Raw genomic sequence first — 23,729 nt, forward strand, 5'->3', positions numbered from 1 at the left:
CCACCGTAGGTTAGCGGCCCGCACCGACACTCACGATCAGGAATGGCCGAGCTCTTCGGAAGCCGACTCGTCGACCGAGCCGGCCTCCTCCTCCATGAGGTCGTAGCCCAGGTCGTCGAGGATCGGGATCGCCTGCTCGACCGGCGGCGGCGACACGGCGGCCTCCGAGTGGGCGCCGCAGCCGTGGTCGGCGGCGACGACCTTGCCGTCGTCGGGTGCGTATTCGTTAGTGCAGACTCCGAACATCTGCCGCAGCCCACCCGCGAGCAGCCAGTAGAAGCCGCAGGTGGAGCACTGCGCGGGAGCGGCGTGTGCGATCGGCGTGTGCGGCCCGTGCTCGCCCGAGTGCCAGCGTCTGGCAGCCCGGTCCTTGCCGATGGCCGAGAGCACACGTGCCCGGCCCAGGCCGTACTCGAAAACCGCCTGATGCTCGGCGTCGTCGTCGGTCTCGGTGAAACCCGGCGCCAGCCTGTCGTCGTCGTCGGCGGTCGGCAGCAGATCGCCCACCCCGAGGTCACCGGGGCGCAACCGCTCGCTCCACGGCAGCCACTCGGGCGCCAGCAGCGCGCCGGTGCCGGGGAGCAGGACCGCCTCGCTGACCGTCACCTTCTTCGCCCGCGACGCGCGCGTGACGGTGACGGCCCACCGCCAGCCGCGATAGGCGCGGTCCTGGCAGGCGAAGTAGTGGGTGACGATCCGGTCGCCTTCGCTCTCGTAGCCGAGGTGCTCACCGGGCTCGCCCGGCCGCGCCAGCTCCTCGGCCGCGGCGCGCGCCAGATCGACGGCGGCGACACAGGCCTGGTCGGGAGCGGAGACACGGGCCCTGGTGCGGCTCATCGGCCCGCCTCCGCCGAAAGGTGCTGTTCGCTCACACTTCATTCTCACCCATCGAGCGACCCGCGGGACCCACAACCGCGCATCCCGCCCTCAATTCCCCCACCCATCCCCACCCCTCGGCACTCCGGTGCTCGCCCTTCCGGCGGCCGTCCCGCAGGTCGTGGCCTTTACCCCGCGACGGCGGATTCGGCCTTCTCCCGGGCTGGTTTCCGGCGGTGGGAAAAGGCTGATGTCCAGGGGCGGACCCGCGCTGAGATCGCGGAGGGATTCGGGTAAGACTGGTAGGCGTGGAGGGTGGCTGGGAGCGAGCACGGGACATCTCGCGGCGGGTGGCGCGTGGCGCCGCCGACGCGGGACGTGCGACGGCGCGCGCGACCAGGGCCACCGCGACCGGCACCGCACGGGCGGGGAAGGCCACGGCGGCGGGTGCGAGGAAGGTCGGGCAGGCCACCCGGCGGCTCACCTACGCCAACGGCGCGGGCCGCACCGGGCTCGGCCGGCTGATCGAGCTGTCGGCGGGCAACAGCGCCAGTGACGCGCTCGTCACCGTCGCGCTGGCCAGCACGGTGTTCTTCGGGGTGCCCGTCGGCGAGGCCCGCGGCTCCGTCGCCCTCTACCTGGTCATCACGATGCTGCCGTTCGCGCTGCTGGCGCCGTTCGTGGGGCCGATACTCGACCGGTTCAGGTCGGGCCGGCGTTACGTCATGGCCGGGACACTGTTCGGCCGTGGCCTGCTCTGCTTCGCCATGGCCGCCGCCGTTGGGCCGGGCGACCTGCCCACCCTGTTCATCGGGGCGCTCGGCGTGCTGGTGCTGTCGAAGGCGTACAACGTGTCGCGGGCGGCGATCATGCCGTCCGTGCTGCCCGCCGACATCACGCTGGTGTCGGCGAACGCGCGGGTGGCGCTGTTCACACTGGTCTCGGCCGGGGTCGCGGTGCCGGTCGGCGCGGGGCTGACCGCGTGGCTGGGCAGCGCGGTGGTCCTGCGCGTCGCGATGGTGGCGTTCCTGCTGCTCGGGGTCGTCGCCGTACGCCTGCCGCGGCACGTCGACTCGCCCGACCTTGAGGAGGAGGGCGCCGCGCCGCGCTGGCGCACGCTGCTCAAGGTCGGGGCCACCGTCGCCGAGGCCGTCTGGGCGAACGTGGCCATCCGCGTCTTCTCCGGCTTCCTGCTGTTCTTCCTGCTCTTCCTCGTCCAGGACGCGGCCGTGCCGTGGCTGTCGGCCGGCGACCCGGCGGCGGGTGACCCGTTCTTCGACGTGACGAAGACGATCGCGCTGCTGGCGGGCGCCGCCGGGCTCGGCGGCCTGGTGGGCGCCGTCGTCGCCAACTGGACCCGTAATCACTCGCCGCAGCTCATCGTGCTCGTCACGCTCGCCGTCACGGCCGTCACCACCATCGCCGCCGCCGTCTTCTTCGGCATCTGGGCGGCTCTGGCGATCTCCCTCATCACCGCCTTCGCCCAGGAGCTGGGCAAGCTGGCGCTCGACGCGATCGTGCAGCGGGAGATCGGTGAGGAGGTGCGGTCGTCGACGTTCGGCGTGGTGGAGGCGATGCTGCAGCTGGCGTGGGTGTTCGGCGGCCTGGTGGGCCTGGTGCTGTCGCTGACCCAGAGCAGCACGGCCGGCCTGGTCACGCTCGCGGTCCTGCTCACGGCCGCCCTCGGCTGGCTCCTGGCGACCCGCCGCAGGCGCGTACGCGCGGTGCGGGACCGCCTCCACCACGAACACACCCGACCGGAAACGCCGTCACGCCCTGACCCGGTGGACCCGACAAAGCCCCTGACCAACCCGAACGCGTGACCTGTGAGAGGACGTGTGCGGTCCTCCCACAGGCACGGCGGGCGGGTCAGGCGTCGAGGTCGTCGGCCACGGCGCGGAGGACTTGGGCGATCTTCTTGGCGTGGGCCGCGTCCGGGTGCTTGCCACGCTGGTACGACGTCGAGACCCCGTCGAGCAGCTTGATCAGATCCTCGACGATGACCACCATCTCGTCCGGCTTCTTCCGCTTGCCCTTGGGCTTGACCTTGGCGAGCGTCGGCGGCTGCTCCAGAATCCTGACCGACAGCGCCTGCTGGCCCCGGCGCCCCTCGGCCACGCCGAACTCGACCTTCTGGCCCGGCTTGAGCGGCCCCGCGCCGGCGGGCAGTGCGGATGAATGCACGAAGACCTCACCGCCGTCGTCGCGGGTGAGGAAGCCGAATCCCTTGTCGGCGTCGTACCACTTGACCTTGCCACTCGGCACAGGAGGACCTCGTTCAAACAGTCGAAAAGAAGGACGGATGGAAGTAGGTTATGCCCCGGGAAGCGCCAGGGCGACCGGGTAAATCCCCGATAATTACGCGGGACCGCCATGATCGCGCCAGCCGGCGAACCAGGCGGTGAATTCGGTCAGGTCGCCCAGCGCCACATCAGCTCCGTGATCACGCAGCTCTCCCACCGTGTAAGGACCGGTCGCCACTGTCACGCTCACGGCGCCGCCCGCGCGTGCCGCCTCGATGTCCGCGACATGGTCACCAACATAAGCCGCCGCGCCGAAGCGCGCGAGTGCCGATCCCTTGGCCGCTCCGAAAAGCGAGCCGACCACTTCGTCCACGGCCAGGCCCAGCGCCTTGACGGTGCCGGCGGCGTCGCGGGTGTTCTTGCCGCTCACGACGATGACCCGGCCGCCGCCCCGGCGTACGGCGTCGATGGCCTCGTACGCGCCCGCCATGGCCGTGTGCACCGGAACTCCCAATTTCGGATATATCTCCCGATAGAGGTCGGCCGCCGCGGGCACCTCCTCGGGCGGCAACCAGTTGGCGAGCTCCACCTCCAGCGGCGGCCCCAGCCGTTCCACGATCGCCGCACTGTCAAATGGCACGCCCAATCGCACGGCCAGCTCGTCGTAAACGGCCGCGATGCCCTCCCGCGTGTCCGCCAATGTCATGTCAAGGTCGAATCCCACCGAAGTCGTCACACGTGAAGGATGCCAAACACTCCCCTACTGCCCGTAACGGGCCTTGTTCTGGGAGCATGGGAATGGGAAGAAAGGAATTACTTATCGGAGAGGAGCGGCCGTGACCGACACCCCCCACCCGCCGCACGCCGGAGACCGGCTCGTCGCGTCCCCCGTCAAGGGCGGTGCCGTCACGGAGAGCCGCCCGCGCGCCGGGAGCGGGCCCGCCGTGCCGCGCCCGCACCGCCCGGCCCGGCCCGGCGGGAGGACCCTGACGCCGTGGCGGCGCGTGGTGACCGCCCTGGCCGCCCTGGTACGCCTGGCCGCCCGCGTGGCCGCGCTGTCCGTCCTGCTGTACGCGATCTTCACCGTGCTCAAGGCCAACCCGGCCAACGTGTGGTACCAGTTCGTCGAAACGCTCGCCTCGTCGCTGTCCCTGGGCTTGACCAACCTCTTCCAGTTCGCCGACCCGCGCTGGACGACGCTCGTCAACTACGGCCTCGCGGCGCTCGTCTGGTTGATCATCGGCTCCGCGGTGGCGGGCCTCATCCGGCGTACCGCTGATTAGCGACTACGCTCCTTACGGAGGTATCAGCACAGACATGAGCAGATCGACCCGCGAGCGGATCGTCGACGAGGCCCTGCGGCTGTTCGCGGAACGGGGCTACTCCGCCACGTCCGTGGCCGAGATCGAGGCCGCCTCAGGGCTGTCCCCCGGCGCAGGAGGGCTCTACCGGCACTTCAAGTCCAAGTACGAGGTCCTCGCCGCGGCCATCAACGAGCACGCCAGCCGCACCAGGAGCCAGGTGGCCGAGAGCCTGGCGGAGCTGAGCGCCATGGAGGCATCGGTCGACCTGGAGGAGCGCCTGGCGCACGTGTGCCGCGCGGGCCTGGCGAAGGTGCGCGAGGAGTCGGAGCTGACGCGGGTCTTCTTCCGCGACCTGAGCCAGTTCCCCGAGCTGGTCGAGGTCGTCCGCGAGGGTCTGCTCCAGCCGATGTTCGACGCCATCGTGAGCTGGTTCCGCGCCCAGCCCGAATACCGCGACGCCGAGCTCGACTGGACGGGCATCGCGGCGGTGCTGGGCGGCTCGGTGGTGCACTACCGGCTGTTCCAGGAGACGATCGGGGAGCTGCCGGGGCACGCGGAGAAGGACCAGTTCGTCAGCGCGTGGGTACGCCTCGCGCTCGGCCTGCTGCCCAGCCCCGCCCCGGTGAGCTAACGCTCCTCCAGCGCGAGCAGCCGGTAGGAGAGCCAGACGACGCCGAGCCCCGTACCGATCATGAACATCGTGCCGCTGACGTCGAAGAACTGCTCGATGAACGGCTGCCACCCGGCCTCGACGCCGACCCGCAGGCCGCCGACGAGCACGCCGCCCACGGAGTAGCCGAGCATCGGGGCCCCGGTACCGAGCAGCCTGTCACGCAGGTTCCAGCTCTCGCTGAACAGCACCAGCGCCGCGCCGAGCGCCCACACCACGACCGGCACCGGGAAGATGGCCAGCGGCGCCAGGTGGAACGGCACCAGCAGCGCGGCCGCCACGAGGATCACGATGGCGGCCGCGTCGCGCGGATGCTCCTTGACGATCGTCCTGGCGTCCCTGCCGCCGGTGGCCATGGGGTTGGCCCGCGCCATCGCCACCCTGCGCAGCCCCGCGAACGGCAGCCCGTACCCCCGCTCCTGCGCCACGTGCTCCTCGGCGAGCCGCCGGTGGACCCGCACGCCGGGTGGCGCCTCCCGCTCGTCGACCACGGCCGGCAGCTGCCGCGTCGCGCCACCTGCCCGGGCGGCAGGAAGAGGCGCCGTGTCACCCGGCCGGCCTGACGCGGCCGGCGCGGGGGCCGACGTGGGCGCCGCCAAGGGGCCCGGACCGGCCTCGCGGGCCGCCGAGGTGGCGGCCGGCGCGGCGCCATGAGCGGCCGATGTGCGGCTCAGTGCCGTGTCGCGGGCGGTCGGGACGCCGGCCTCGGCGAGCCGGCGGGCCTCGCGTTCGACCAGGTTCACCGGGTCGCCGAACCTGGCCAGCACCCGCGCCACCTGCCGCGCGTCCTGGCTGCCGCCCCGCTCGGTCTCGATCCTGGCGCGCAGCCGGCGGGCGAAGTCGAGCCGCTGGTCGGCGCGCAGCACACCGTGAGCCGCGTCGGCGGCCTTGGAGACGTAGTTCAGCACGAGCTGGTCCGCGCGCTCTATCACGCCTAGCAATGCTGCCTCAATCAGGGGGGACATACCATGGCAACGATGGAGTTCACGGAGTGGATCAGGGGGCGCACCGACGAACAGCTACGGGCGCTCGTCTCCGCGCGTCCCGAGTTGATCACTCCGGTGCCCGCGCATCTGGAAGGTCTCGCGTCCCGCGCGGCGAGCCCGTCGGCCATAGCGAGGGTGCTCGACCGGCTCGACCGGTTCACGCTGGCGGTCGTGGAGACGCTCGCCGTACGCGAGGAGCCGCTGTCGAAGGACGCCCTGCGCGCCCTGATCACCGCCGCTCTGGCCGCCGGCGATCCGGACGACGCGCAAGCGGACGACGCCCAGACGAGCAGGAGCAGAGCCACCGGCGCGAGCAACGGCAAGGCCGGCGGCAAGCGGGCACGGAGCGCGGACCCCATGCCCGCGCTGACCGCCGCCCTCGACAGGCTCCGCGAGCTGGCCCTCGTCTACGGCCCCGACGACGCACTCCACCTCGGCCCCGGCGTCCGCAAGGTGCTCGACGACCCGGCCGGTCTCGGCCCGAGCGCGACGGACGCGTTCCGCCACCACGCACCCGAGCAACTGGCCGAGATGGCCGACGACGTCGCGCCGGGCACCACGGGCACGGGCAAGGAACGCCTGGCGGCGGCGCTGGCCGACCCCGCCGGGCTGATCGGCTCGGTCTCCCCCGAGGCCAGAGCGGCGCTCGACCAGCTCGCCTGGGGCCCGCCCACCGGCCGCGTGCCGAACGCCAGGCGCGAGGTCCGCATCGAGTCGGCCCGCTCCCCCATCGAGGAGCTGCTGGCCCGCGGCCTGCTGGCGGCGACCGGCGAGGAGAGCGTGACGCTGCCCCGCGAGGTCGCCCTCCACCTGCGCGGCGGCCGGGTGCACCGGGGCCTGCTCGCGGTGCCGCCGCCGCTGCAGGGGGCGGCGCGCGACCAGAAGCTGACCGACCGTACGGCGGCGGGGCAGGCGTTCTCGTTCGTCAGGTCGGTGGAGGAGCTGTGCGAGCGGTGGAGCGTCGAGCCGCCCGGCGTGCTGCGTACCGGCGGGCTCGGCGTACGCGATCTGAAGCGCGCCACGACCGAGCTGGACGTGCCGGAGTGGGTGGCGGCGCTGGTGGTCGAGGTCGCGCACGCGGCCGGTCTGATCGCGGCGGGCGGCGGCGTGGACGGCGAGTGGCTGCCGACCGCGGGCTACGACCTGTGGCGGGTCAGGTCCACCGCCGACCGGTGGGTGACGCTGGCGGCCACGTGGCTGCACATGGACCGGGTGCCCGGTCTGGTCGGCGACCGCGACGAGCGGGACAGGCCGTTCAACGCCCTGCACACCGACCTGCGCCGCTCGTCGGCGCCCGGGGTGCGGGCGGCCACGCTGGGCGTGCTGGCGGCGGCGCCGGGGCTCGCGCCCGACCGCGACGCGGTGCTCGAACGGCTGGCGTGGGAGCAGCCCCGCAGGAAGGGGCCGCTGCGCCAGCAGCTCACCGAGTTCACGCTGCGGGAGGCCGAGCAGGTGGGCGTGACGGGCCTGGGCGCGCTGTCGGCGCACGGCAGGCTGCTCGCCGAGGGCGGTGACGCGGCGGGCGCGCTGGCGCCGCTGCTGCCCGAGCCGGTCGATCACGTGCTGCTGCAGGCCGACCTCACCGCGGTCGCGCCCGGACCCCTCACCAGCGAGCTCAACCGCTGGATGACGCTCACCGCCGACGTCGAGTCGAAGGGCGGGGCCACCGTCTACCGGTTCAGCGAGCAGTCGATCAGGCGGGCGCTCGACGCCGGGCACGGGGGCGAGGAGCTGGTGTCGATGCTGGCCCGCCATTCGGCGACGCCGGTGCCGCAGGCGCTGTCGTACCTGGTGACCGATGTCGCGCGGCGGCACGGGCGGATCAGGGTGGGGACGGCGAGCGCGTACATCAGGTGCGACGACCCCGCGCTGCTCGACCAGATCACCGCCGACCGGCGCTCTGCCGCGCTGCGGCTGCGCCGGCTGGCGCCGACCGTGATCGCCTCGCGCTCGTCCAGGGCTGCGCTGGTCGACTCGCTGCGCGCCATGGGGTACGCGCCGGTCGCCGAGTCGCTCGACGGCGACGTGATCATTTCGCAGCTGGAGAGCCGGCGCACCGAGGCGTTCGCCCCCGCCCGCGCGACGGCGCCGCCCAACGGCCTCGACCCCGAGGTGGCGGCAGCGGCCGTACGCGCGCTGCGGGCCGGCGACGCGGCGCACCTGTCGCGGCGCGAGCCCGCGGACGCGCCGGGCGGCGGCGTCCCGCGCGGCCCCGCCACGGCCACCATCTCGGCCCTCCAGGAGGCCATCAAGCAGGGCGTGCGGGTGTGGATCGGCTATCTCGACTCGCAGGGGAACGCCACCTCGCGCATCCTGGAGCCGGCCAGGATGGAGGGCGGTTACCTGACGGCGTACGACGAGACCCGCGCCGCCGTCCACCGCTTCGCCCTGCACCGCATCACGGGCGTCGCCGGCCTCTGAGCAGTGACCGGGCGGCCACCGACGCGACGGGCCCGCCGGACGACGCCAGCCGGCGCAGGTGCCGAGCGCAGTCGTCCGGGTAGCGGACGGCGAGCCCGCCGCCCAGCGCCACCGCCGCCACCGTCGCGCGGGGGTCGCGGGGGTCGGCCGACCACTCCAGCACGATCCTGAGCGCCTCAGGGGCGAGGGTGTCGTCGCCGCACATGTACGACAGCACGTTCGCCGCCGCGACCTGCTCGGCCGCGCTCCCCAACGCCCACACCTCCAGGAACTCCTGCCGCACCTCCCTGCCCGAGTGCCGCGCGAGCAGCGCGAGACCGGCGGCCGCCCGCACCTGGACGGCCGCCCCCTGCCCGGGCAGCGACCTGACCCAGTCGCGCAGCGGCTGCCACAGCCAGAACCCGTAGCGTCCGACCAGCTCGGCCAGCACCTGCCCGCGCTGGTGCGGCGCGCGGAAGCCGACCAGCCCGTCCTCGACGCCGACGAGCGGCCCGGCGAGCGGCCGGCGCGCGGTGTCGCCGCAGAGGCGTTCGAGCCTGGCGAGCTGCGCGTCGAGGGCCCGCTCGGAGAGCCGGTGCGCGAACGCCAGCGCGGCCACCCCCAGCACCTCGCCCATGGCCGGCTTGGTGTCGAACCAGGCGGCCACCTCGTCGGCGGGCGGCTCGCCGCGGGCCAGGCGGGCGGCGAGCCGGACGACCTCGGCGGGCGTGGGCAGGTGCGGCGCCAGGTCCCTGCCGCGGGTCAGCTCGGCGGGGCTGAGCCCGGCCCGCAGGTCGAAGGCGCTGAGGCACAGGTCGTACAGCTCGCCGGGGTCGGGCGCGGCCCACGCCAGCTCGACCTCGACGGCGGCCGACGGCGCGCCGCTCCTGGTGACGACCAGGTACGAGCCCAGCTCGGCCAGCTTGCGGGCCAGCTCGACCAGCTCGGAGCGCTCGGCCCCGGCGATCCAGTCGTGCAGCAGGTAGGCCCGGCCCGGCTCGTACTCGATGCCGGTCAGCAGCTCGGACGCCGCGGCGGCGGGGGACAGCACGGTGATGGTGCTCTCGGCCAGCGACATGCGCGACAGCAGCGCGATGGCCCCGAGCCGGCGCCCGCTGTCCTCCTCGCCGACGAGGACGAGCAGGTGGCCCATGGCGAGCCGCCGCACCGCCTCGGGAAAGCAGCTCGGCTCCAGGTACGACCTGAGCTGTGCGTCGGCCGCCCGCCTGGTCAGGTCTGCGGTGGCGGGAGCGGCGGTGGCGCGCACGTGGTCGCTGACCGCTATGAGACTTCCTGTGAGCGTAATGTGGTCCAGGTCGATCTCGCCCGTTTCAGGCGTTTCCGTCACGAAGCACCTCGGAATAAGAGGGAAGGTTTTCTCCAGAAAGACGACCTGCGAGTCAAGGATTTTCTTCGTCTTCGGACAAGGGGCAGCCATCCCGCACCTGACCTGCGGAAATAAGTCACCTCTCACGACGGTCCCGGGCATGTGGATCATGCCCGGCATTGCCCGCACGGGGCCTCACGACCCGTAGATCTCCACAAATACACGATCTAGCGCTACATGCAAACTCGGAACACAATATAACGAGAATTATATCGATTTACGGACTACGCCACCCATGTCCACAATGACGAGTCAAGGTCACAGCTCTTGACTCCGCCTCCCCGCTCCCATCAGGTTGGGCATGTGACCGAGCACACGCTGGGCCGCCTGGCCGAGGAGTCATGGCAGCGTTTCGACGACCACGACGCGGTGTTCTACGACGGCGTCTGGCACCGCGGCCACGCGCTCGCCGAGCGGGCGCGCCGGATGTGCGGCGGCTTCATCGAGGCCGGCATCAGGCCCGGCGACCGGGTCGCGGTCATGATGGCCAACTCCCCCGAGGTGCCGATCGTCTACCAGGCGCTGTGGGCGGCGGGCGCGGTGGTGACGCCGGTGGTGTTCCTGGTGGGTCCCGACGAGCTGCGGCACGTGCTCACCGACAGCGGCGCGGCCGCCGTCGTCACCTCCCCCGAGCTGGCCGACACCGTACGCGCGGCCGGCGTGGACATCCCCGCGTACGTGGACACCACCGAGCTCGAACGCGCGGCCGAGCACGGCCCCGTCGCGAGGGACCCCGGCGACCTGGCCGCCCTCATGTACACCGGCGGCACCACCGGCACGGCCAAGGGCGTCATGCTCAGCCACCAGGGCCTCTGGCACGTCGCCAGGGACGCCTTCGCCCTCTCCCACCAGGAGGGCATGAACCGGGCGCTGGTGCCGGTGCCGCTGTCGCACGCGTACGGGCTGATCATCACCGTCGCCTCGCTGCACGCGAGCGAGCCCCAGCAGACCGTGCTGATGCGCTGGTTCGACGCGAAGACGTTCCTGGAGCTGGCCGCCGAGCAGCACGTCAGGTACGGCACCGTCGTCCCCTCGATGATCCACCAGTTGCTCGCCGAGCCGCTCGAATCCCGCCCGCTGCCCGACCTCGCCTACCTCACCTGCGGCGCGGCCCCGCTCGGCAGGGACGCCCTGCGCGAGTTCGAGCGCAGGATGCCGGGCGTGCAGATCCTGGAGGGCTACGGGCTGACCGAGACCAGCGCGGTCACCACGTTCAACCCGCCGGGCAGGCGCCGGGTGGGCAGCGTCGGCCTGCCGCTGGCCGGCTACTCCCTCACGATCAGGGACTCCGACGGCGAGGTCGCGGAGCCCGGCGACGTCGGCGAGGTGTGCGTGTCGGGGTCGTCGCTGATGCTCGGCTACTGGGGCGAGCACGAGCCCGACCCGGAGGGCACGGCGCTGGTGGACGGCGAGCTGCGTACGGGTGACATCGGGTGCGTGGACGACGACGGCTATCTCTACATCGTGGACAGGAAGAAGGACCTGATCATCAGGGGCGGCTTCAACGTGTTCCCGCGCGACGTCGAGGACGCGCTCGACCGGCATCCCGACGTGGTGCTGTCGGGCGTCGTCGGCCGGCCCGAGCCCGCCCTGGGCGAGGAGGTCGTGGCGTTCGTGCAGCTCAGGCCGGGCGCGACGGTGACGGCCGAGGAGCTCGTCACGTGGGCGCGCGAGCGGGTGGGCCGGGTGAAGTATCCCCGGGAGGTGCGGTTCGTGGACTCCGTGCCGCTGACGAGCGTGCTCAAGCTCGACCGCAAGGCGCTGCGCGCGCTGCTCGGCTGAGCGCTGCCCATCCTTCATACCGGTCTGCCACGGGGTGATTCCGTGATAATTGTTGACCAGTTCGGAGGTGAGGATGAGCCAGCAAGACCCGTCGGGGCAGCCGTACATCCCTTACGGCGCGCCTTACGGCGAGCAGCCGCCGCCTCACTACGGCTACGGTTACGGTCCCCCTCCGCCGCCTCCCAGCAGCGGCCCGACCGCCAACGCGATCGTCGCCCTCGTGCTCAACCTGCTCGCGGTCGTCTCCTGCTGCAACGTCTTCGGCATCCCCGGCGCGATCCTCGCCGGCCTCGCGCTCGGCAGGGCCACCACCAGGCCGCAGGTCGCCCGCACGATGCTGGTCTGGAGCTGGGTGCTGTTCGGGGCCGGCCTCGTGATCACCTTCGGCACGTTCATCCTGCTGGGCGTCAACGGCGCCTTCGACGACTGAGCCAGGGGGCCGCACATCGCCGTCCAGGACTAATCCTGGCGTGTCCGTTGTTGGAGACACGGAGCGGGGGAGCCGGGATCACGAGACGATGGTCCTGATGCGTCAGAGCCCCGTACGCGACCCCACGGAGACATGCCAGTGAGCGATGGACCGCTGATCGTCCAGTCCGACAAGACGCTGCTGCTCGAAGTCGACCACAAGCAGGCCGACGCCTGCCGTAAGGCGATCGCGCCGTTCGCCGAGCTCGAGCGCGCTCCCGAGCACGTGCACACCTACCGCGTCACGCCGCTCGCGCTGTGGAACGCCCGCGCCGCGGGCCACGACGCCGAGCAGGTCATCGACGCGCTCATCAGCTACAGCCGCTATCCGGTGCCCCACGCGCTGCTCGTGGACGTCGCCGAGACGATGGCCCGCTACGGCCGGCTGCGCCTGGAGAAGGACCCGGTCAACGGGCTGGTCCTGACCTCCACCGACCGGGCCGTGCTGGAGGAGGTGCTGCGCTCCAAGAAGATCCAGCCGATGCTGGGCGAGCGCATCGGCGCCGACTCGGTCGTCGTGCACCCGAGCGACCGCGGCAACGTCAAGCAGGCGCTGCTCAAGCTGGGCTGGCCGGCCGAAGACCTCGCGGGCTACGTCGACGGCGAGGCCCACCCCATCACGCTGCACGAGGACGGCTGGACGCTGCGGCCCTACCAGCGCGAGGCGGCCGACGCGTTCTGGAACGGCGGCTCAGGCGTGGTCGTGCTGCCCTGTGGCGCGGGCAAGACGATCGTCGGCGCGGCGGCCATGGCACACGCCCAGGCCACCACGCTCATCCTGGTCACCAACACGGTCTCGGCCCACCAGTGGAAGACCGAGCTGCTCAAGCGCACGTCGCTGACCGAGGACGAGATCGGCGAATACTCCGGCAACAAGAAGGAGATCCGCCCGGTCACCATCGCCACCTACCAGGTGATGACCACCAGGCGCAAAGGCGTCTACAGCCACCTTGAGCTGTTCGACGCCCGCGACTGGGGCCTGATCGTCTACGACGAGGTCCACCTGCTGCCCGCGCCCATCTTCCGGATGACCGCCGACCTCCAGGCCCGCAGGCGCGTCGGGCTGACCGCGACGCTGGTGCGCGAGGACGGCCGCGAGGGCGACGTGTTCTCGCTGATCGGCCCCAAGCGTTACGACGCGCCCTGGAAGGAGATGGAGAACCAGGGCTGGATCGCGCCGGCCGACTGCGTCGAGGTCCGGGTCACGCTGACCGACGACGAGCGGCTGGCGTACGCGATGGCCGAGGCGGAGGAGCGCTACCGCTTCTGCGCCACCACGCCGTCGAAGACCCACGTCACCGAGGCTCTGGTCCGCCGCCATCTGGGTGAGCAGGTGCTGGTCATCGGCCAGTACATCGACCAGCTCGACGAGCTGGGCGAGCACCTCAACGCGCCGGTGATCAAGGGCGACACCAGGATCAAGGAGCGCGAGCGCCTCTACCAGGCGTTCCGCGACAAGGAGATTCAGGTGCTGGTGGTGTCGAAGGTGGCCAACTTCTCCATCGACCTGCCTGAGGCGGCCGTCGCGATCCAGGTGTCGGGCACGTTCGGCTCGCGCCAGGAGGAGGCCCAGCGGCTCGGGCGGGTGCTGCGGCCCAAGGCCGACGGCGGGGGCGCCCGGTTCTACACGGTGGTCAGCAGGGACACCGTCGATCAGGAGTTCGCGGCGCACCGGCAGCGGTTCCTGGCCGAGCAGGGGTACGCCTATCAGATCATCGACGCCGACGACGTGCTCGGCGGGGTGTAGCGGTCGCGATGCCCGGCCGCTCGCCCGAGCGGCCAGGCATTCACCGTGGTGTCACGTCCACGAGACTCCGCGGGCCGACATTCGAACCACCCCCCTCACCTGCGTACTATCACGCCGCCTGCGACATACCCCCATGATCCGACAAACCCACCTGAAATGCCCGAATTTTTCGGTATTTCCAGGTTGGTAGCGGACGCCCGTTTCCGCCTGGCTCAGCGTGCCAGCAGGCCGCCGAGGAACAACACGCCCTCGGCCGCGATCCAGGCCACCACCCCGGCGCCCATCAAGCGGGCGAACGTCCGCGAGTCGGCCCTCGACCACGGGACCAGCCAGGCGGCCACCGTGCAGCACGCCGCCAGTGCGGCGAACAGCGCCGACACCGTGGAAACCGTATCAAGGCGCTGCGAACACGTCGACGGGCTCTCATCTCCCGCACAGAACGCCTGCAGCCCCCATCCGGCGAACACCGACAGACCCCACAACGCGGCGAGCAGGAAGCTCGCGATCGTGGGGACGATCGGCGAGACACGGAGCCGGAGCACCTCCTATGCGTACCCGGTCGGCCGCGAGTAAATGCTTTGGAAGCCCGCCGAAGTCGCCACTAGACTGGCGGATTCGCTGCCTTGACCACCTCCGTTCACCAGACCAGGGAGGCGCTTTCGCATGCCCGGGCACCAGATGGCCCCAGACATACGCCAAGAGACCAGCACCGACCCCGACGACCCGGTCGGCGTACTCGCGGCCGAGCAGGCCCACCTCGCCGAGTCCAGAGCCGCGCTCACAGCCATGCGCGCGCACGCCCAGTCCCTGTCGGCCGACGCGGCCGGCGACTGGGTCTCGCAGCAGATCCTGCAGTCGCTGCTCGACCAGCGGGTCGCCGCACTGGCCGACCACCCCGACACCCCGCTCTTCTTCGGCCGCCTCGACCGCGCCGGCGGCGACGACCTGCCGAGCACCATCTACGTCGGCCGCCGCCACGTCCACGACGCCGGCAGCAAGCCGCTGGTGATCGACTGGCGGGCGCCGGTGTCGCGCGCGTTCTACCAGGCCAGCCCGGCCGACCCGATGGGCGTCGAGCGCCGGCGGCGCTTCGGCTACCACGGCGGGGCGCTCACCGCGTACGAGGACGAGCCGCTGGCCGACGGCGGCGACATCGGCCCGTCGAAGATCCTCACCGAGGAGATCGAGCGGCCCCGCACCGGCCCCATGCGCGACATCGTCGCCACCATCCAGCCCGACCAGGACGAGATCGTCCGCTCCACGCTGGCCCAGACGGTGTGCGTGCAGGGCGCCCCCGGCACCGGGAAGACCGCCGTCGGCCTCCACCGCGCCGCCTACCTGCTGTTCACCCACCGCGAGCGGCTGGCCAGGTCGGGCGTCATGATCGTCGGGCCGAACCGGGCCTTCCTGTCCTACATCTCCTCCGTCCTGCCCGCGCTGGGCGAGGTCAAGGTCGACCAGACCACGGTGGCCGGGCTGCTGGGCGAGCACGCCGCCCCCGAGGACCCCGAGGTCGCCGCCATCAAGGGCGACGCCAGGATGGCCGCCGTCCTTGAGCGCGCGCTCTGGCTGCACATCGTCAAACCGGAGGAAGGCGTCGTCTTCACCAAGGGCGCCTACCGCCACCGGGTGGCCGACTACGAGGTGCGCGAGATCGTCGCCTCCCTGCGCGGCACCACCCGCTACAACCCCGGCCGCGCGGCGCTGGCCCAGCGGCTGGCCCACATGGTGCTCGTCCGCATGGAGCAGCGCGGCGAGTCGCCCGACGACCGGGTCCAGGACGCGGTGGCCAGGTCGAAGCCGGTCAAGCAGCTCGTGGACGCCGTCTGGCCCAAGCTGACGCCCGAGCAGGTGCTCCATCGCCTGCTGTCCGACCCCGAGTTCCGCGCCAAGGCCGCCAAGTCCGACCTGACGGCCGAGGAGCAGGAGCTGCTCGCCTGGCGCAAGCCGTACCGGAGCTGGAAGTCCGCGAAGTGGTCGGCGGCCGACGCGGCGCTCCTCGACGAGCTGCGCGACCTCATGGAACGCACGCCCTCACTGGGTCACCTGGTCGTGGACGAGGCGCAGGACCTGTCGGAGATGCAGCTCAGGGCGCTCGGACGGCGCTGCCGCAACGGCTCGGCCACCGTGCTCGGCGACCTCGCGCAGGGCACCACCCCGTGGTCCACCACCTCGTGGCAGGCGGTGCTCGAACACCTCGGCCAGCGCGAGGGCGAGGTGACGGAGCTGACACTCGGCTTCCGCGTGCCGCGCGAGGTGCTCGACTACGCGGCCCGGCTGCTGCCCTCCATCGCCCCCGGCCTGGCCGCGCCGCGCTCGCTGCGTCCCGGCGCGGGCTCGCTCACCGTGCTGCCCGGCGGCTCGGTCATCGAGGTGGCGCGGCAGGCGCTGGCCAAAGAGGGTTCCATCGGCGTCATCGTTCCCGACGCCCTGGTCGAGACCGTCTCGCAGGCGCTGGCCGAGCTGCCGCACGCCGTGCTCGACCCCGACTCCCCCGACGAGCAGCGCCTGCTCGTCGTGCCCGCCACGCTCGCCAAGGGCCTCGAGTACGACCACGTCATCGTGGTCGAGCCGGCCGACATCGTGGCCGCCGAGCCGAGGGGCCTGGCCCGGCTCTACGTCGTGCTGACCCGTGCGGTCACCTCGCTGACCGTGCTGCACGACAAGCCGCTGCCCGCCGAGCTGGCGGCGTGAGCCGCGCGGGCACGGCGCTTCTAGGATGGCTGGGCAAGCACCTAGCTCTCACCCAAGGAGGATGCCGTGCCCGCACCGCTTCCCCATGAATTCCTGCCGTCGGTCCCCGCGCTCGTGGTCGAGAGCGACGACATCCAGGACGGCGAGCGACTGCCCGACCTCCACGTCTTCAACGACTGGGGCATGACGGGCGGCAACCAGTCGCCGCACCTGCGCTGGTCCGGCGCCCCCGAGGGCACCAGGAGCTATGCCGTCACGTGCTTCGACCCCGACGCGCCGACCGGCAGCGGCTTCTGGCACTGGGTGCTGTTCGACCTGCCGGCCTCGGTGACCGAGCTGCCCACCGGCGCGGGCTCGGCGCCCGACTTCAAGGGCCTGCCCGAGGGCGCCGTGCACGCCCGCACCGACTACGGCACCAAGGCCTACGGCGGCGCCGCCCCGCCTCCCGGCGACCCGCACCGCTACGTCTTCACCGTGCACGCGCTGGGCGTCGACAAGCTGGGGGTCGACAGCGACACCAGCCCGGCCGTGGTCGGCTTCAACATCAACGCCAACCTGCTGGCCCGTGGCTTCGTCGTGGCCCACTTCGGCGTCTGACAAGCGTCAGAGCGCCCCGCCGGGAGCCCGGCGGGGCGCTCGTCATGTCGGGGTCAGCTCATGTCGGGGTCAGCGCACGAGGGGCGCCTGGGGGCAGCCGACGAGCCCCGGCAGCAGCGAGTCGACGACCGGAATGCCGGTGGTGGTCGCGCCCGGCAGGCAGAACGGATTGTTCAGCTGGCGCAGCAGGCTGAACGTGCTCGTCAGCTCGTCGTCGGCATGCGCGGGAGCCGCCGCGGCGGTGACGGCGGCCAGGGCGATGGCCGCGATACCGAAAATGCGCTTGCTGCGGGAGAACATCCGCCACTCCTTCGTTGAGGTGAGTTATGGCTGACCACCTTTCCTCACCATGAGTAGCGGATCAATGGTGAAACGTAATGGCAGCTCCACAAGAAAAAGAGCGGCCCGGAAAATTCCGGACCGCTCTTCGCCTGCGCGACGGATAAAGACCTAGAAGTCCATGTCGCCGCCGCCGGGCATGCCGCCGGCGGGAGCGGCCCCAGCCTTCTCGGGCTTCTCGGCGATGACGGCCTCGGTCGTCAGGAACAGCGCCGCGATGGAGGCGGCGTTCTGCAGCGCGGAGCGCGTCACCTTGGCCGGGTCGATGATGCCCGACTCGAACATGTTGACGTACTCGCCCGACGCGGCGTTGAGGCCCTCACCCGGGGTGAGGTTGCGCACGCGCTCGACCACGACGCCGCCCTCGAGGCCGGCGTTGACCGCGATCTGCTTGAGCGGCTCCTCCAGCGCCTTCTTGACGATGGCGGCACCGGTGGCCTCGTCGCCGTTGAGCTCGAGCTTGTCGAACGCCTTGGCGCCGGCCTGCAGCAGCGCCACGCCACCGCCGGGGACGATGCCCTCCTCGACGGCCGCCTTCGCGTTGCGGACGGCGTCCTCGATGCGGTGCTTGCGCTCCTTGAGCTCGACCTCGGTGGCGGCACCGGCCTTGATGACGGCGACGCCGCCGGCCAGCTTGGCCAGGCGCTCCTGGAGCTTCTCGCGGTCGTAGTCGGAGTCGGTGCGCTCGATCTCGGCGCGGATCTCGTTGACCCGGCCGGAGATCTGCTCGGCGTCACCGGCGCCGTCGACGATCGTCGTCTCGTCCTTGGTCACGACCACCTTGCGGGCGCGGCCCAGCAGGTCGAGGGTGGCGGTCTCGAGCTTGAGGCCGACCTCCTCGGCGATGACCTGACCGCCGGTCAGGATCGCGATGTCGTTGAGCATGGCCTTGCGGCGGTCGCCGAAGCCCGGAGCCTTGACGGCGACGGAACGGAACAGGCCGCGGATCTTGTTGACGACCAGGGTCGCCAGAGCCTCGCCCTCGACGTCCTCGGCGATGATCAGCAGCGGCTTGCCGGACTGGACGACCTTGTCGAGCAGCGGCAGCAGGTCCTTGTTGGCGGAGACCTTGCTGTTGACGATCAGGATGTAGGGGTCTTCGAGCACGGCCTCCATGCGGTCGGAGTCGGTCACGAAGTACATCGACGTCATGCCCTTGTCGAAGCGCATGCCCTCGGTGAGCTCGAGCTCGAGGCCGAAGGTGTTGCTCTCCTCGACGGTGATGACGCCTTCCTTGCCGACCTTGTCCATCGCCTCGGCGATGAGCGAGCCGATCTCGGGGTCGGCGGCGGAGATGGAGGCGGTGGAGGCGATCTGCTCCTTGGTCTCCACGTCCTTGGCCAGCTTGGAGAGCTCCTCGCTGACGCGCTCGACGGCGGACTCGATGCCCTTCTTCAGGGCCATCGGGTTGGCGCCGGCGGCGACGTTGCGCAGGCCCTCGCGCACCAGCGCCTGGGCGAGCACGGTGGCCGTGGTGGTGCCGTCACCAGCCACGTCGTCGGTCTTCTTCGCGACCTCCTTGACCAGCTCGGCGCCGATCTTCTCCCAGGGGTCCTCGAGCTCGATCTCCTTGGCGATGGACACACCGTCGTTGGTGATCGTGGGAGCGCCCCACTTCTTCTCCAGCACGACGTTGCGGCCCTTGGGACCCAAGGTCACCTTGACGGCGTCGGCGAGCTGGTTCATACCGCGCTCGAGACCGCGCCGGGCGTCCTCGTCAAACGCGATCATCTTGGCTGCCATAAGGCTAGACCTCCCAGATGCAGGGTGGCTTGTCGTGGACCGAGCCGACGCCCGCGACGGCATGGGTCAGCATCTCCTTCGGCAGACCCCATCGTCCCGATCCGGTGTTGGCACTCTGCTGCACAGAGTGCCAACGAACTGTTTAGCACTCTACCCTGTCGAGTGCAAGCGAACGCCCACCTGCCCCACGTTTCCGCCCAGGTCAGTCAGTACGCCGGTACGGCGAGCCGCCCTGGGCGGCCCACCGTACGCGAGTCGACGAGAGAGAGATGACGGCTCGCACGGACTGCGCTGCCGTGCGAACCCGCCCGGTGCATACCAGGATGTCGATCAGACCGTTCGGACGGACTCCGCCTGCGGTCCCTTCTGGCCCTGCGTGATCTCGAACTCGACGCGCTGTCCCTGCTCGAGAGATCGGTACCCGTCCATCATGATCGCTGAGTAATGGACGAATACATCCTTACCACCGTCTACCGCGATGAAGCCGTAGCCCTTGTCCGCGTTGAACCACTTGACGGTGCCCTGCGCCACTTCCGACTCCTCTTACTGGTCTCCCAGATCTCGCCCATTCCTCCGCGAGACCTGTAATCGCCCGACTTAACAGAAAATCAGCCGGACGATCGCCCTCGACCATACCTGTGGGGAGGGGTTTGGCAACAGAGTCAATCTGGGAACTGCCTATTTCTTCTTCCCGAACCTGGTTCAACATTGAATTAGGCCCGGAAAAGGAGAAGGCGCCCACAAGGGGCGCCTTCTGGATGCGAGCCGCGACACTCAGCCGCCGGCGACCGCCGGGATGATGGAGATCTGAGTCCCCTCAGGGGCGGGAGTGTCGAGGCCCTCGGCGAAACGGACGTCCTCTTCCCCCACGTAAACGTTGACGAAACGACGAATCTTGCCCGATTCATCCAGAATTCTCGCGCCGATGCCCGGGTAGTCGGCGTCGAGCTTGATGAGCACGTCACGAAGCGTCGCGCCCTCGCCACTGACCTCCGCGTTGCCCCCGGTGTAGGTGCGCAGAATGGTGGGAATCCGCACAGAAACGCTCATGGTTTAAGTCGCCTTTCCTGGTTGTCAGACAGTCGCGCGGAACGCGTCGAGAGAGGGCCGGATCACGGCCGTGGGTGCGGCGTCGTCGCTGATCGCGTCGAGCGTCTTGAGCCCGTCACCGGTGTTGAGCACCACGGTGAGGGCGTCGGGGTCGAGCACGCCGTTCTCGGTGAGCTTCTTCAGCACGCCGACGGTGACGCCGCCCGCGGTCTCGGCGAAGACGCCCTCCGTCGAGGCCAGCAGCTTGATGGCGGCCACGATCTCGGCGTCGGTGACGTCCTCGACGGCTCCGCCGGTGCGCCGGGCGATGTCCAGCACGTACGGCCCGTCGGCCGGGTTGCCGATGGCCAGGGACTTGGCGATGGTGTCGGGCTTGACCGGCCGTACGACCTCGTGCCCCGCCTTGTACGCGGTCGACACCGGCGAGCACCCGGCCGCCTGCGCCCCGAAGATCTTGTACGGGGTGTCCTCGACCAGCCCCAGCTTCACCAGCTCCTTGAAGCCCTTGTCGATCTTCGTGAGCTGGGACCCGGAGGCGATGGGGATGATGATCTGCTCGGGCAGCCGCCAGCCGAGCTGCTCGGCGATCTCGTACGCGAGCGTCTTGGAGCCCTCGGCGTAGTAGGGCCGCAGGTTGACGTTGACGAATCCCCACTTGTCGCCCAGCGGGTCGCCGATGAGTTCGGAGCAGAACCGGTTGACGTCGTCGTACGTGCCCTCGATGCCGATGAGCTTCCCGCCGAAGACCCGCGCCATGGCGATCTTCGCCTGCTCCAGATTGGCCGGGATGAACACGCACGCGTCGAGCCCTGCCCGCGCGGCGGCGGCGGTGACGGCGCCGGCGAGATTGCCGGTGGAGGAGCAGGAAAGCGTGTGGAAGCCGAAGTTCCTGGCCGCTTCGACGGCCATGGCGACGACCCGGTCCTTGAAGGAGTGGGTGGGATTGCCGGAGTCGTCCTTCACGTAAAGGGACTTGATGCCGAGCGTTCGGCCGAGGTTTCCGGCCTTGACCAATTTCGTCCAGCCGGGGTTCATATTCGGCTTTTCGGTCACGTTCGCCGGAACCGGAAGGAGCGCCCGGTAACGCCAGATGTTGGCCGGACCCGATGCGATCTGCTCGCGGGTCACCCGGCCGAAGTCGTAGGCCGCCTCGAGCGGCCCGAAACACTCCTGACACGCGAAGCTGGGACCCAGCGGGTAACGCGCGCCGCACTCGCGGCAGGACAGAGCGGTGGCAGGACCAAAGTCAAGCGACATGAAGCGAGGCCTTCCCTCATCTTCGCCCGCGGCCACCTTGACCGCGAACCGGAATTGGCACCTTGTCCCGGTCGGCCTCGCCTGGTCGCGAGTCGAAAGCCGGGAGGGTTGCCGGGGCTTCGCAGGGCCGGTCCCTCCACCCCTCTGGATGAGCAATATGAAGTTGTTGAAACGGACTCTACCCGCTTAAGTGGCCGCAATTACCACCCGTCTCACCATGTGAGACGGGTGGTCTCAGCGATAGTCTTCGCCCAGCACACCCTGCACGTACTTGCGTGCCTGATGGATGCGGGATTTCGCGGTGCCCAGCGGGATGCCGAGCTGCTCGGCCACCTCGTTGTAGTCGAGCTGGACGATGTCACGCAGCACCAGCGCCTGCGCCAGGTCGGGCTTGTCGGCCTCCAGGGCCTCCATCGCGTCGAGCAGGTCGAGCCGCGAGCCCGCGATCACGCTGACCCGCCGCACGTCGGGCTTCTGCATCGGCAGCTCGTCCGAGCTCTGCTCGGCCGCCCGCCGCTTCAGCGACCGGTACGTCGTGCGCGCGCAGTTGGCCGTCACGATGTGCAGCCACGTACTGAACCTGGCGCGCCCCTCGAACCGCCCGATATTACGCGCGACAGCCAGCAACGTATCTTGCGAGGCCTCCTCCGCGTCCTGGTGATAAGGCAGGATTCGGGCGCAATGCCGCATCACATCGGGCTCTATCCGCGCCAGGAGCTCGCCGAGTGCGCGATGATCTCCGGCAGCGGCTGAGCGGGCGAGTTCCTCGGTTAGCTCATCAAGCGCCATAGCTGGGATCCTATGATCGAAAGGAGCCTAGATGAACAGCGTGCTGTTGGCCTCCAACAGAGGGCCGGTCTCCTTCACCGTCTCCGACGACGGCGAACTCACCATGAAGCGCGGCGGCGGCGGTCTCGTGTCGGGCCTGTCGGGCGTGGCCAAGGGCGACGGCGTGCTGTGGGTCTGCGCGGCGTTGTCCGACGGCGACCGCAGCGCCGTGCGGCAGGCCGGCGGCGGCCGGGTCGACCACGCGGGCTACGACACGGGCCCGATGCGCATGCTCGACATCCCGCCCGCCACCTTCCATCGCGCCTACAACGCGGTGGCCAACTCGACCCTGTGGTTCGTCAACCATCTGCTCTACGACATCCCCAACTCGCCCAACTTCGGCACCAGGTTCGAGCGCGAGTGGGAGTCATACCGCGACTACAACGGCGCTTTCGCGCTGGCGCTGGCCGAGGAGGCCGGCCACGGCGCGCGCGTGATGGTGCAGGACTACCACCTTACGCTGACCCCCGCCATGCTCAGGGCCGAACGGCCCGACCTGCGCATCGCGCACTTCAGCCACACCCCGTGGGCGCCGCCCGAATACTTCTCGCTGCTGCCCGACGACGTCGCCAAGGAGGTGCTCGAAGGCATCCTGGGCGCCGACCACGCCGGCTTCCTCACCGACCGGTGGGCGCAGGCGTTCATGGACTGCTGCGAGCGGCTGCTGGGCGCCGAGGCCGACCGCGTCGGGCGCAGCGTCACCCACGCCGGCAGGACCACCCGCATCGGAGTCCACAGCCTGGGGGTGGACGGCGCCGCGCTGTGGGAGCGGGCCTGCGAGCCCGACGTCGAGTCGCACATGACGGCGCTCAGGGAGCAGGTCGGCGGGCGCAGGCTGATCGTCCGCATCGACCGCACCGAGCTGTCGAAGAACATCGTGCGCGGGCTCAACGCCTACCGCGAGTTCCTCGCCGCCCACCCCGAATGGCACGGCCGCGTGGTGCACCTCGCCTTCGCCTATCCCAGCCGGCACGACCTGCCCGAATACCGCGAGTACACCGCGTCGGTGCAGCGCTGCGCGCAGGAGATCGAGGACGAGTACGCCACCGAGGACTGGGACCCGCTCATCCTCAACGTGAACGACGACTATCCGCGCTCGCTGGCCGCCTACCGGATGGCCGACGTGCTGCTGGTCAACCCCATCCGCGACGGCATGAACCTGGTGGCCAAGGAGGGCCCCGTGCTGTCGCCGCACTGCGCGCTCGTGCTGTCGCGGGAGGCGGGCGCCGCGGCCGAGCTGGGCCAGCACGCGCTGCTCGTCAACCCGTACGACATCAGCGGCACCGCGGCCGCGCTGCACGAGGCGCTGGTCATGCCGGAGGACGAGCGGCGCAGCCGCCGCGACAAGCTGCGCGCCGCCGCGACCGCGCTGCCACCGCAACAGTGGCTCGCCGCCCAGCTCGAGGCCCTGGCCTGAC

The 23,729-nt window shown here is 70.7% G+C and carries 22 protein-coding genes and 1 riboswitch; of the genes, 10 read left to right on the forward strand and 12 right to left on the reverse strand.

Annotation, left to right across the window (positions count from 1 at the left end):
- Nucleotides 1–36: 36 nt before the first annotated feature.
- Entirely contained in the window at nt 37–837 is an 801-nt protein-coding gene (locus tag ACFFR3_RS18815; protein ID WP_364377466.1) for a DUF3027 domain-containing protein, read from the reverse strand.
- 287 nt (nt 838–1,124) lie between these two features.
- On the opposite strand from ACFFR3_RS18815, the gene ACFFR3_RS18820 reads away from it, so the two are divergent.
- A complete protein-coding gene (locus ACFFR3_RS18820; RefSeq protein ID WP_345391201.1) occupies nt 1,125–2,639 on the forward strand; it encodes an MFS transporter in 1,515 nt (504 codons plus the stop codon).
- 46 nt (nt 2,640–2,685) lie between these two features.
- Here the strand turns inward: ACFFR3_RS18820 and ACFFR3_RS18825 are convergent, their stop codons facing one another.
- Together ACFFR3_RS18825 and ACFFR3_RS18830 are read right to left on the reverse strand one after the other, a co-directional pair.
- Entirely contained in the window at nt 2,686–3,081 is a 396-nt protein-coding gene (locus tag ACFFR3_RS18825) for a cold-shock protein (RefSeq protein ID WP_345391204.1), read from the reverse strand.
- 93 nt (nt 3,082–3,174) lie between these two features.
- Nucleotides 3,175–3,795, reverse strand: coding sequence for an HAD family hydrolase (locus ACFFR3_RS18830; protein ID WP_345391207.1), 621 nt, complete (start codon nt 3,793–3,795; stop codon nt 3,175–3,177).
- Nucleotides 3,796–3,895: 100 nt separating this feature from the next.
- Between ACFFR3_RS18830 and ACFFR3_RS18835 the strand changes: the two genes are divergently transcribed.
- Entirely contained in the window at nt 3,896–4,342 is a 447-nt protein-coding gene (locus ACFFR3_RS18835; protein ID WP_364377469.1) for a hypothetical protein, read from the forward strand.
- Nucleotides 4,343–4,376: 34 nt separating this feature from the next.
- Nucleotides 4,377–4,994 carry a TetR/AcrR family transcriptional regulator gene (locus tag ACFFR3_RS18840; RefSeq protein WP_345391214.1) on the forward strand — a complete coding sequence of 206 codons (618 nt, stop codon included), beginning with the start codon at nt 4,377–4,379 and terminating at the stop codon, nt 4,992–4,994.
- Here the strand turns inward: ACFFR3_RS18840 and ACFFR3_RS18845 are convergent.
- Nucleotides 4,991–5,965, reverse strand: a complete 975-nt coding sequence (locus tag ACFFR3_RS18845) for a hypothetical protein (RefSeq protein WP_364377472.1) — start codon at nt 5,963–5,965, stop codon at nt 4,991–4,993. The genes ACFFR3_RS18840 and ACFFR3_RS18845 overlap by 4 nt on opposite strands.
- Nucleotides 5,966–6,010: 45 nt before the next feature.
- Between ACFFR3_RS18845 and ACFFR3_RS18850 the strand changes: the two genes are divergently transcribed.
- A complete protein-coding gene (locus ACFFR3_RS18850) occupies nt 6,011–8,440 on the forward strand; it encodes a helicase-associated domain-containing protein (RefSeq protein WP_379483534.1) in 2,430 nt (809 codons plus the stop codon).
- Here the strand turns inward: ACFFR3_RS18850 and ACFFR3_RS18855 are convergent.
- Nucleotides 8,418–9,767: a hypothetical protein gene (locus tag ACFFR3_RS18855; RefSeq protein WP_379483535.1), complete on the reverse strand. Its 1,350-nt coding sequence runs from the start codon at nt 9,765–9,767 to the stop codon at nt 8,418–8,420. The genes ACFFR3_RS18850 and ACFFR3_RS18855 overlap by 23 nt on opposite strands.
- A 342-nt stretch (nt 9,768–10,109) precedes the next feature.
- Here ACFFR3_RS18855 and ACFFR3_RS18860 point away from each other — a divergent pair, with 342 nt between their 5' ends.
- The 3 genes from ACFFR3_RS18860 (at nt 10,110) to ACFFR3_RS18870 (ending at nt 13,803) form a co-directional block, all read left to right on the forward strand.
- Complete coding sequence (locus tag ACFFR3_RS18860; RefSeq protein ID WP_379483536.1) at nt 10,110–11,588, forward strand: AMP-binding protein; 1,479 nt, start codon at nt 10,110–10,112, stop codon at nt 11,586–11,588.
- A gap of 73 nt (nt 11,589–11,661) precedes the next feature.
- Entirely contained in the window at nt 11,662–12,018 is a 357-nt protein-coding gene (locus ACFFR3_RS18865; RefSeq protein ID WP_345391234.1) for a hypothetical protein, read from the forward strand.
- Between the two features lie 132 nt (nt 12,019–12,150).
- A complete protein-coding gene (locus ACFFR3_RS18870) occupies nt 12,151–13,803 on the forward strand; it encodes a DNA repair helicase XPB (protein ID WP_379483537.1) in 1,653 nt (550 codons plus the stop codon).
- A 212-nt stretch (nt 13,804–14,015) separates the two neighbouring features.
- Here the strand turns inward: ACFFR3_RS18870 and ACFFR3_RS18875 are convergent, their stop codons facing one another.
- Entirely contained in the window at nt 14,016–14,345 is a 330-nt protein-coding gene (locus ACFFR3_RS18875; protein ID WP_364377482.1) for a hypothetical protein, read from the reverse strand.
- A gap of 121 nt (nt 14,346–14,466) precedes the next feature.
- On the opposite strand from ACFFR3_RS18875, the gene ACFFR3_RS18880 reads away from it, so the two are divergent.
- Nucleotides 14,467–16,497 carry a HelD family protein gene (locus ACFFR3_RS18880; protein WP_379483538.1) on the forward strand — a complete coding sequence of 677 codons (2,031 nt, stop codon included), beginning with the start codon at nt 14,467–14,469 and terminating at the stop codon, nt 16,495–16,497.
- Nucleotides 16,498–16,563: 66 nt separating this feature from the next.
- Complete coding sequence (locus ACFFR3_RS18885; RefSeq protein ID WP_364377486.1) at nt 16,564–17,094, forward strand: YbhB/YbcL family Raf kinase inhibitor-like protein; 531 nt, start codon at nt 16,564–16,566, stop codon at nt 17,092–17,094.
- Nucleotides 17,095–17,163: 69 nt separating this feature from the next.
- Here the strand turns inward: ACFFR3_RS18885 and ACFFR3_RS18890 are convergent, their stop codons facing one another.
- The 6 genes from ACFFR3_RS18890 to ACFFR3_RS18915 all read right to left on the reverse strand — a co-directional run bounded on the left by ACFFR3_RS18890 (nt 17,164) and on the right by ACFFR3_RS18915 (nt 22,272).
- Complete coding sequence (locus tag ACFFR3_RS18890; protein ID WP_364377488.1) at nt 17,164–17,394, reverse strand: hypothetical protein; 231 nt, start codon at nt 17,392–17,394, stop codon at nt 17,164–17,166.
- Nucleotides 17,395–17,544: 150 nt separating this feature from the next.
- Nucleotides 17,545–19,176, reverse strand: a complete 1,632-nt coding sequence (gene groL, locus ACFFR3_RS18895; protein WP_345391243.1) for a chaperonin GroEL — start codon at nt 19,174–19,176, stop codon at nt 17,545–17,547.
- A 330-nt stretch (nt 19,177–19,506) separates the two neighbouring features.
- The gene (locus tag ACFFR3_RS18900; RefSeq protein WP_106250594.1) at nt 19,507–19,707 is read right to left on the reverse strand and encodes a cold-shock protein; all 201 of its coding nucleotides are present in this window, start codon (nt 19,705–19,707) and stop codon (nt 19,507–19,509) included.
- A gap of 243 nt (nt 19,708–19,950) precedes the next feature.
- On the reverse strand, nt 19,951–20,226 hold the full coding sequence (locus ACFFR3_RS18905; protein WP_364377490.1) for a MoaD/ThiS family protein: 276 nt from the start codon (nt 20,224–20,226) through the stop codon (nt 19,951–19,953).
- 24 nt (nt 20,227–20,250) lie between these two features.
- Entirely contained in the window at nt 20,251–21,483 is a 1,233-nt protein-coding gene (gene thrC, locus ACFFR3_RS18910; RefSeq protein ID WP_345391246.1) for a threonine synthase, read from the reverse strand.
- 13 nt (nt 21,484–21,496) lie between these two features.
- A riboswitch (SAM riboswitch) is annotated at nt 21,497–21,638 on the reverse strand.
- Between the two features lie 79 nt (nt 21,639–21,717).
- Complete coding sequence (locus ACFFR3_RS18915) at nt 21,718–22,272, reverse strand: RNA polymerase sigma factor (RefSeq protein ID WP_237106268.1); 555 nt, start codon at nt 22,270–22,272, stop codon at nt 21,718–21,720.
- Between the two features lie 31 nt (nt 22,273–22,303).
- Between ACFFR3_RS18915 and ACFFR3_RS18920 the strand changes: the two genes are divergently transcribed.
- Nucleotides 22,304–23,728 carry an alpha,alpha-trehalose-phosphate synthase (UDP-forming) gene (locus tag ACFFR3_RS18920; RefSeq protein ID WP_364377493.1) on the forward strand — a complete coding sequence of 475 codons (1,425 nt, stop codon included), beginning with the start codon at nt 22,304–22,306 and terminating at the stop codon, nt 23,726–23,728.
- Nucleotide 23,729 lies beyond the last annotated feature (1 nt).

Source organism: Nonomuraea salmonea, from assembly GCF_042428605.1.
In the GTDB taxonomy this organism is placed as follows: domain Bacteria; phylum Actinomycetota; class Actinomycetes; order Streptosporangiales; family Streptosporangiaceae; genus Nonomuraea; species Nonomuraea salmonea.

What these genes read in the sequence shown, in the direction of transcription:
- ACFFR3_RS18815 (WP_364377466.1), bottom strand. Translation starts at nt 837, where the DNA reads ATGAGCCGCACCAGGGCCCGTGTCTCCGCTCCCGACCAGGCCTGTGTC.
- ACFFR3_RS18840 (WP_345391214.1), top strand. Translation starts at nt 4,377, where the DNA reads ATGAGCAGATCGACCCGCGAGCGGATCGTCGACGAGGCCCTGCGGCTG.
- ACFFR3_RS18850 (WP_379483534.1), top strand. Translation starts at nt 6,011, where the DNA reads ATGGAGTTCACGGAGTGGATCAGGGGGCGCACCGACGAACAGCTACGG.
- ACFFR3_RS18865 (WP_345391234.1), top strand. Translation starts at nt 11,662, where the DNA reads ATGAGCCAGCAAGACCCGTCGGGGCAGCCGTACATCCCTTACGGCGCG.
- ACFFR3_RS18870 (WP_379483537.1), top strand. Translation starts at nt 12,151, where the DNA reads ATGCCAGTGAGCGATGGACCGCTGATCGTCCAGTCCGACAAGACGCTG.
- ACFFR3_RS18880 (WP_379483538.1), top strand. Translation starts at nt 14,467, where the DNA reads ATGCCCGGGCACCAGATGGCCCCAGACATACGCCAAGAGACCAGCACC.
- ACFFR3_RS18890 (WP_364377488.1), bottom strand. Translation starts at nt 17,394, where the DNA reads ATGTTCTCCCGCAGCAAGCGCATTTTCGGTATCGCGGCCATCGCCCTG.
- groL (WP_345391243.1), bottom strand. Translation starts at nt 19,176, where the DNA reads ATGGCAGCCAAGATGATCGCGTTTGACGAGGACGCCCGGCGCGGTCTC.
- ACFFR3_RS18905 (WP_364377490.1), bottom strand. Translation starts at nt 20,226, where the DNA reads ATGAGCGTTTCTGTGCGGATTCCCACCATTCTGCGCACCTACACCGGG.
- thrC (WP_345391246.1), bottom strand. Translation starts at nt 21,483, where the DNA reads ATGTCGCTTGACTTTGGTCCTGCCACCGCTCTGTCCTGCCGCGAGTGC.
- ACFFR3_RS18915 (WP_237106268.1), bottom strand. Translation starts at nt 22,272, where the DNA reads ATGGCGCTTGATGAGCTAACCGAGGAACTCGCCCGCTCAGCCGCTGCC.
- ACFFR3_RS18920 (WP_364377493.1), top strand. Translation starts at nt 22,304, where the DNA reads ATGAACAGCGTGCTGTTGGCCTCCAACAGAGGGCCGGTCTCCTTCACC.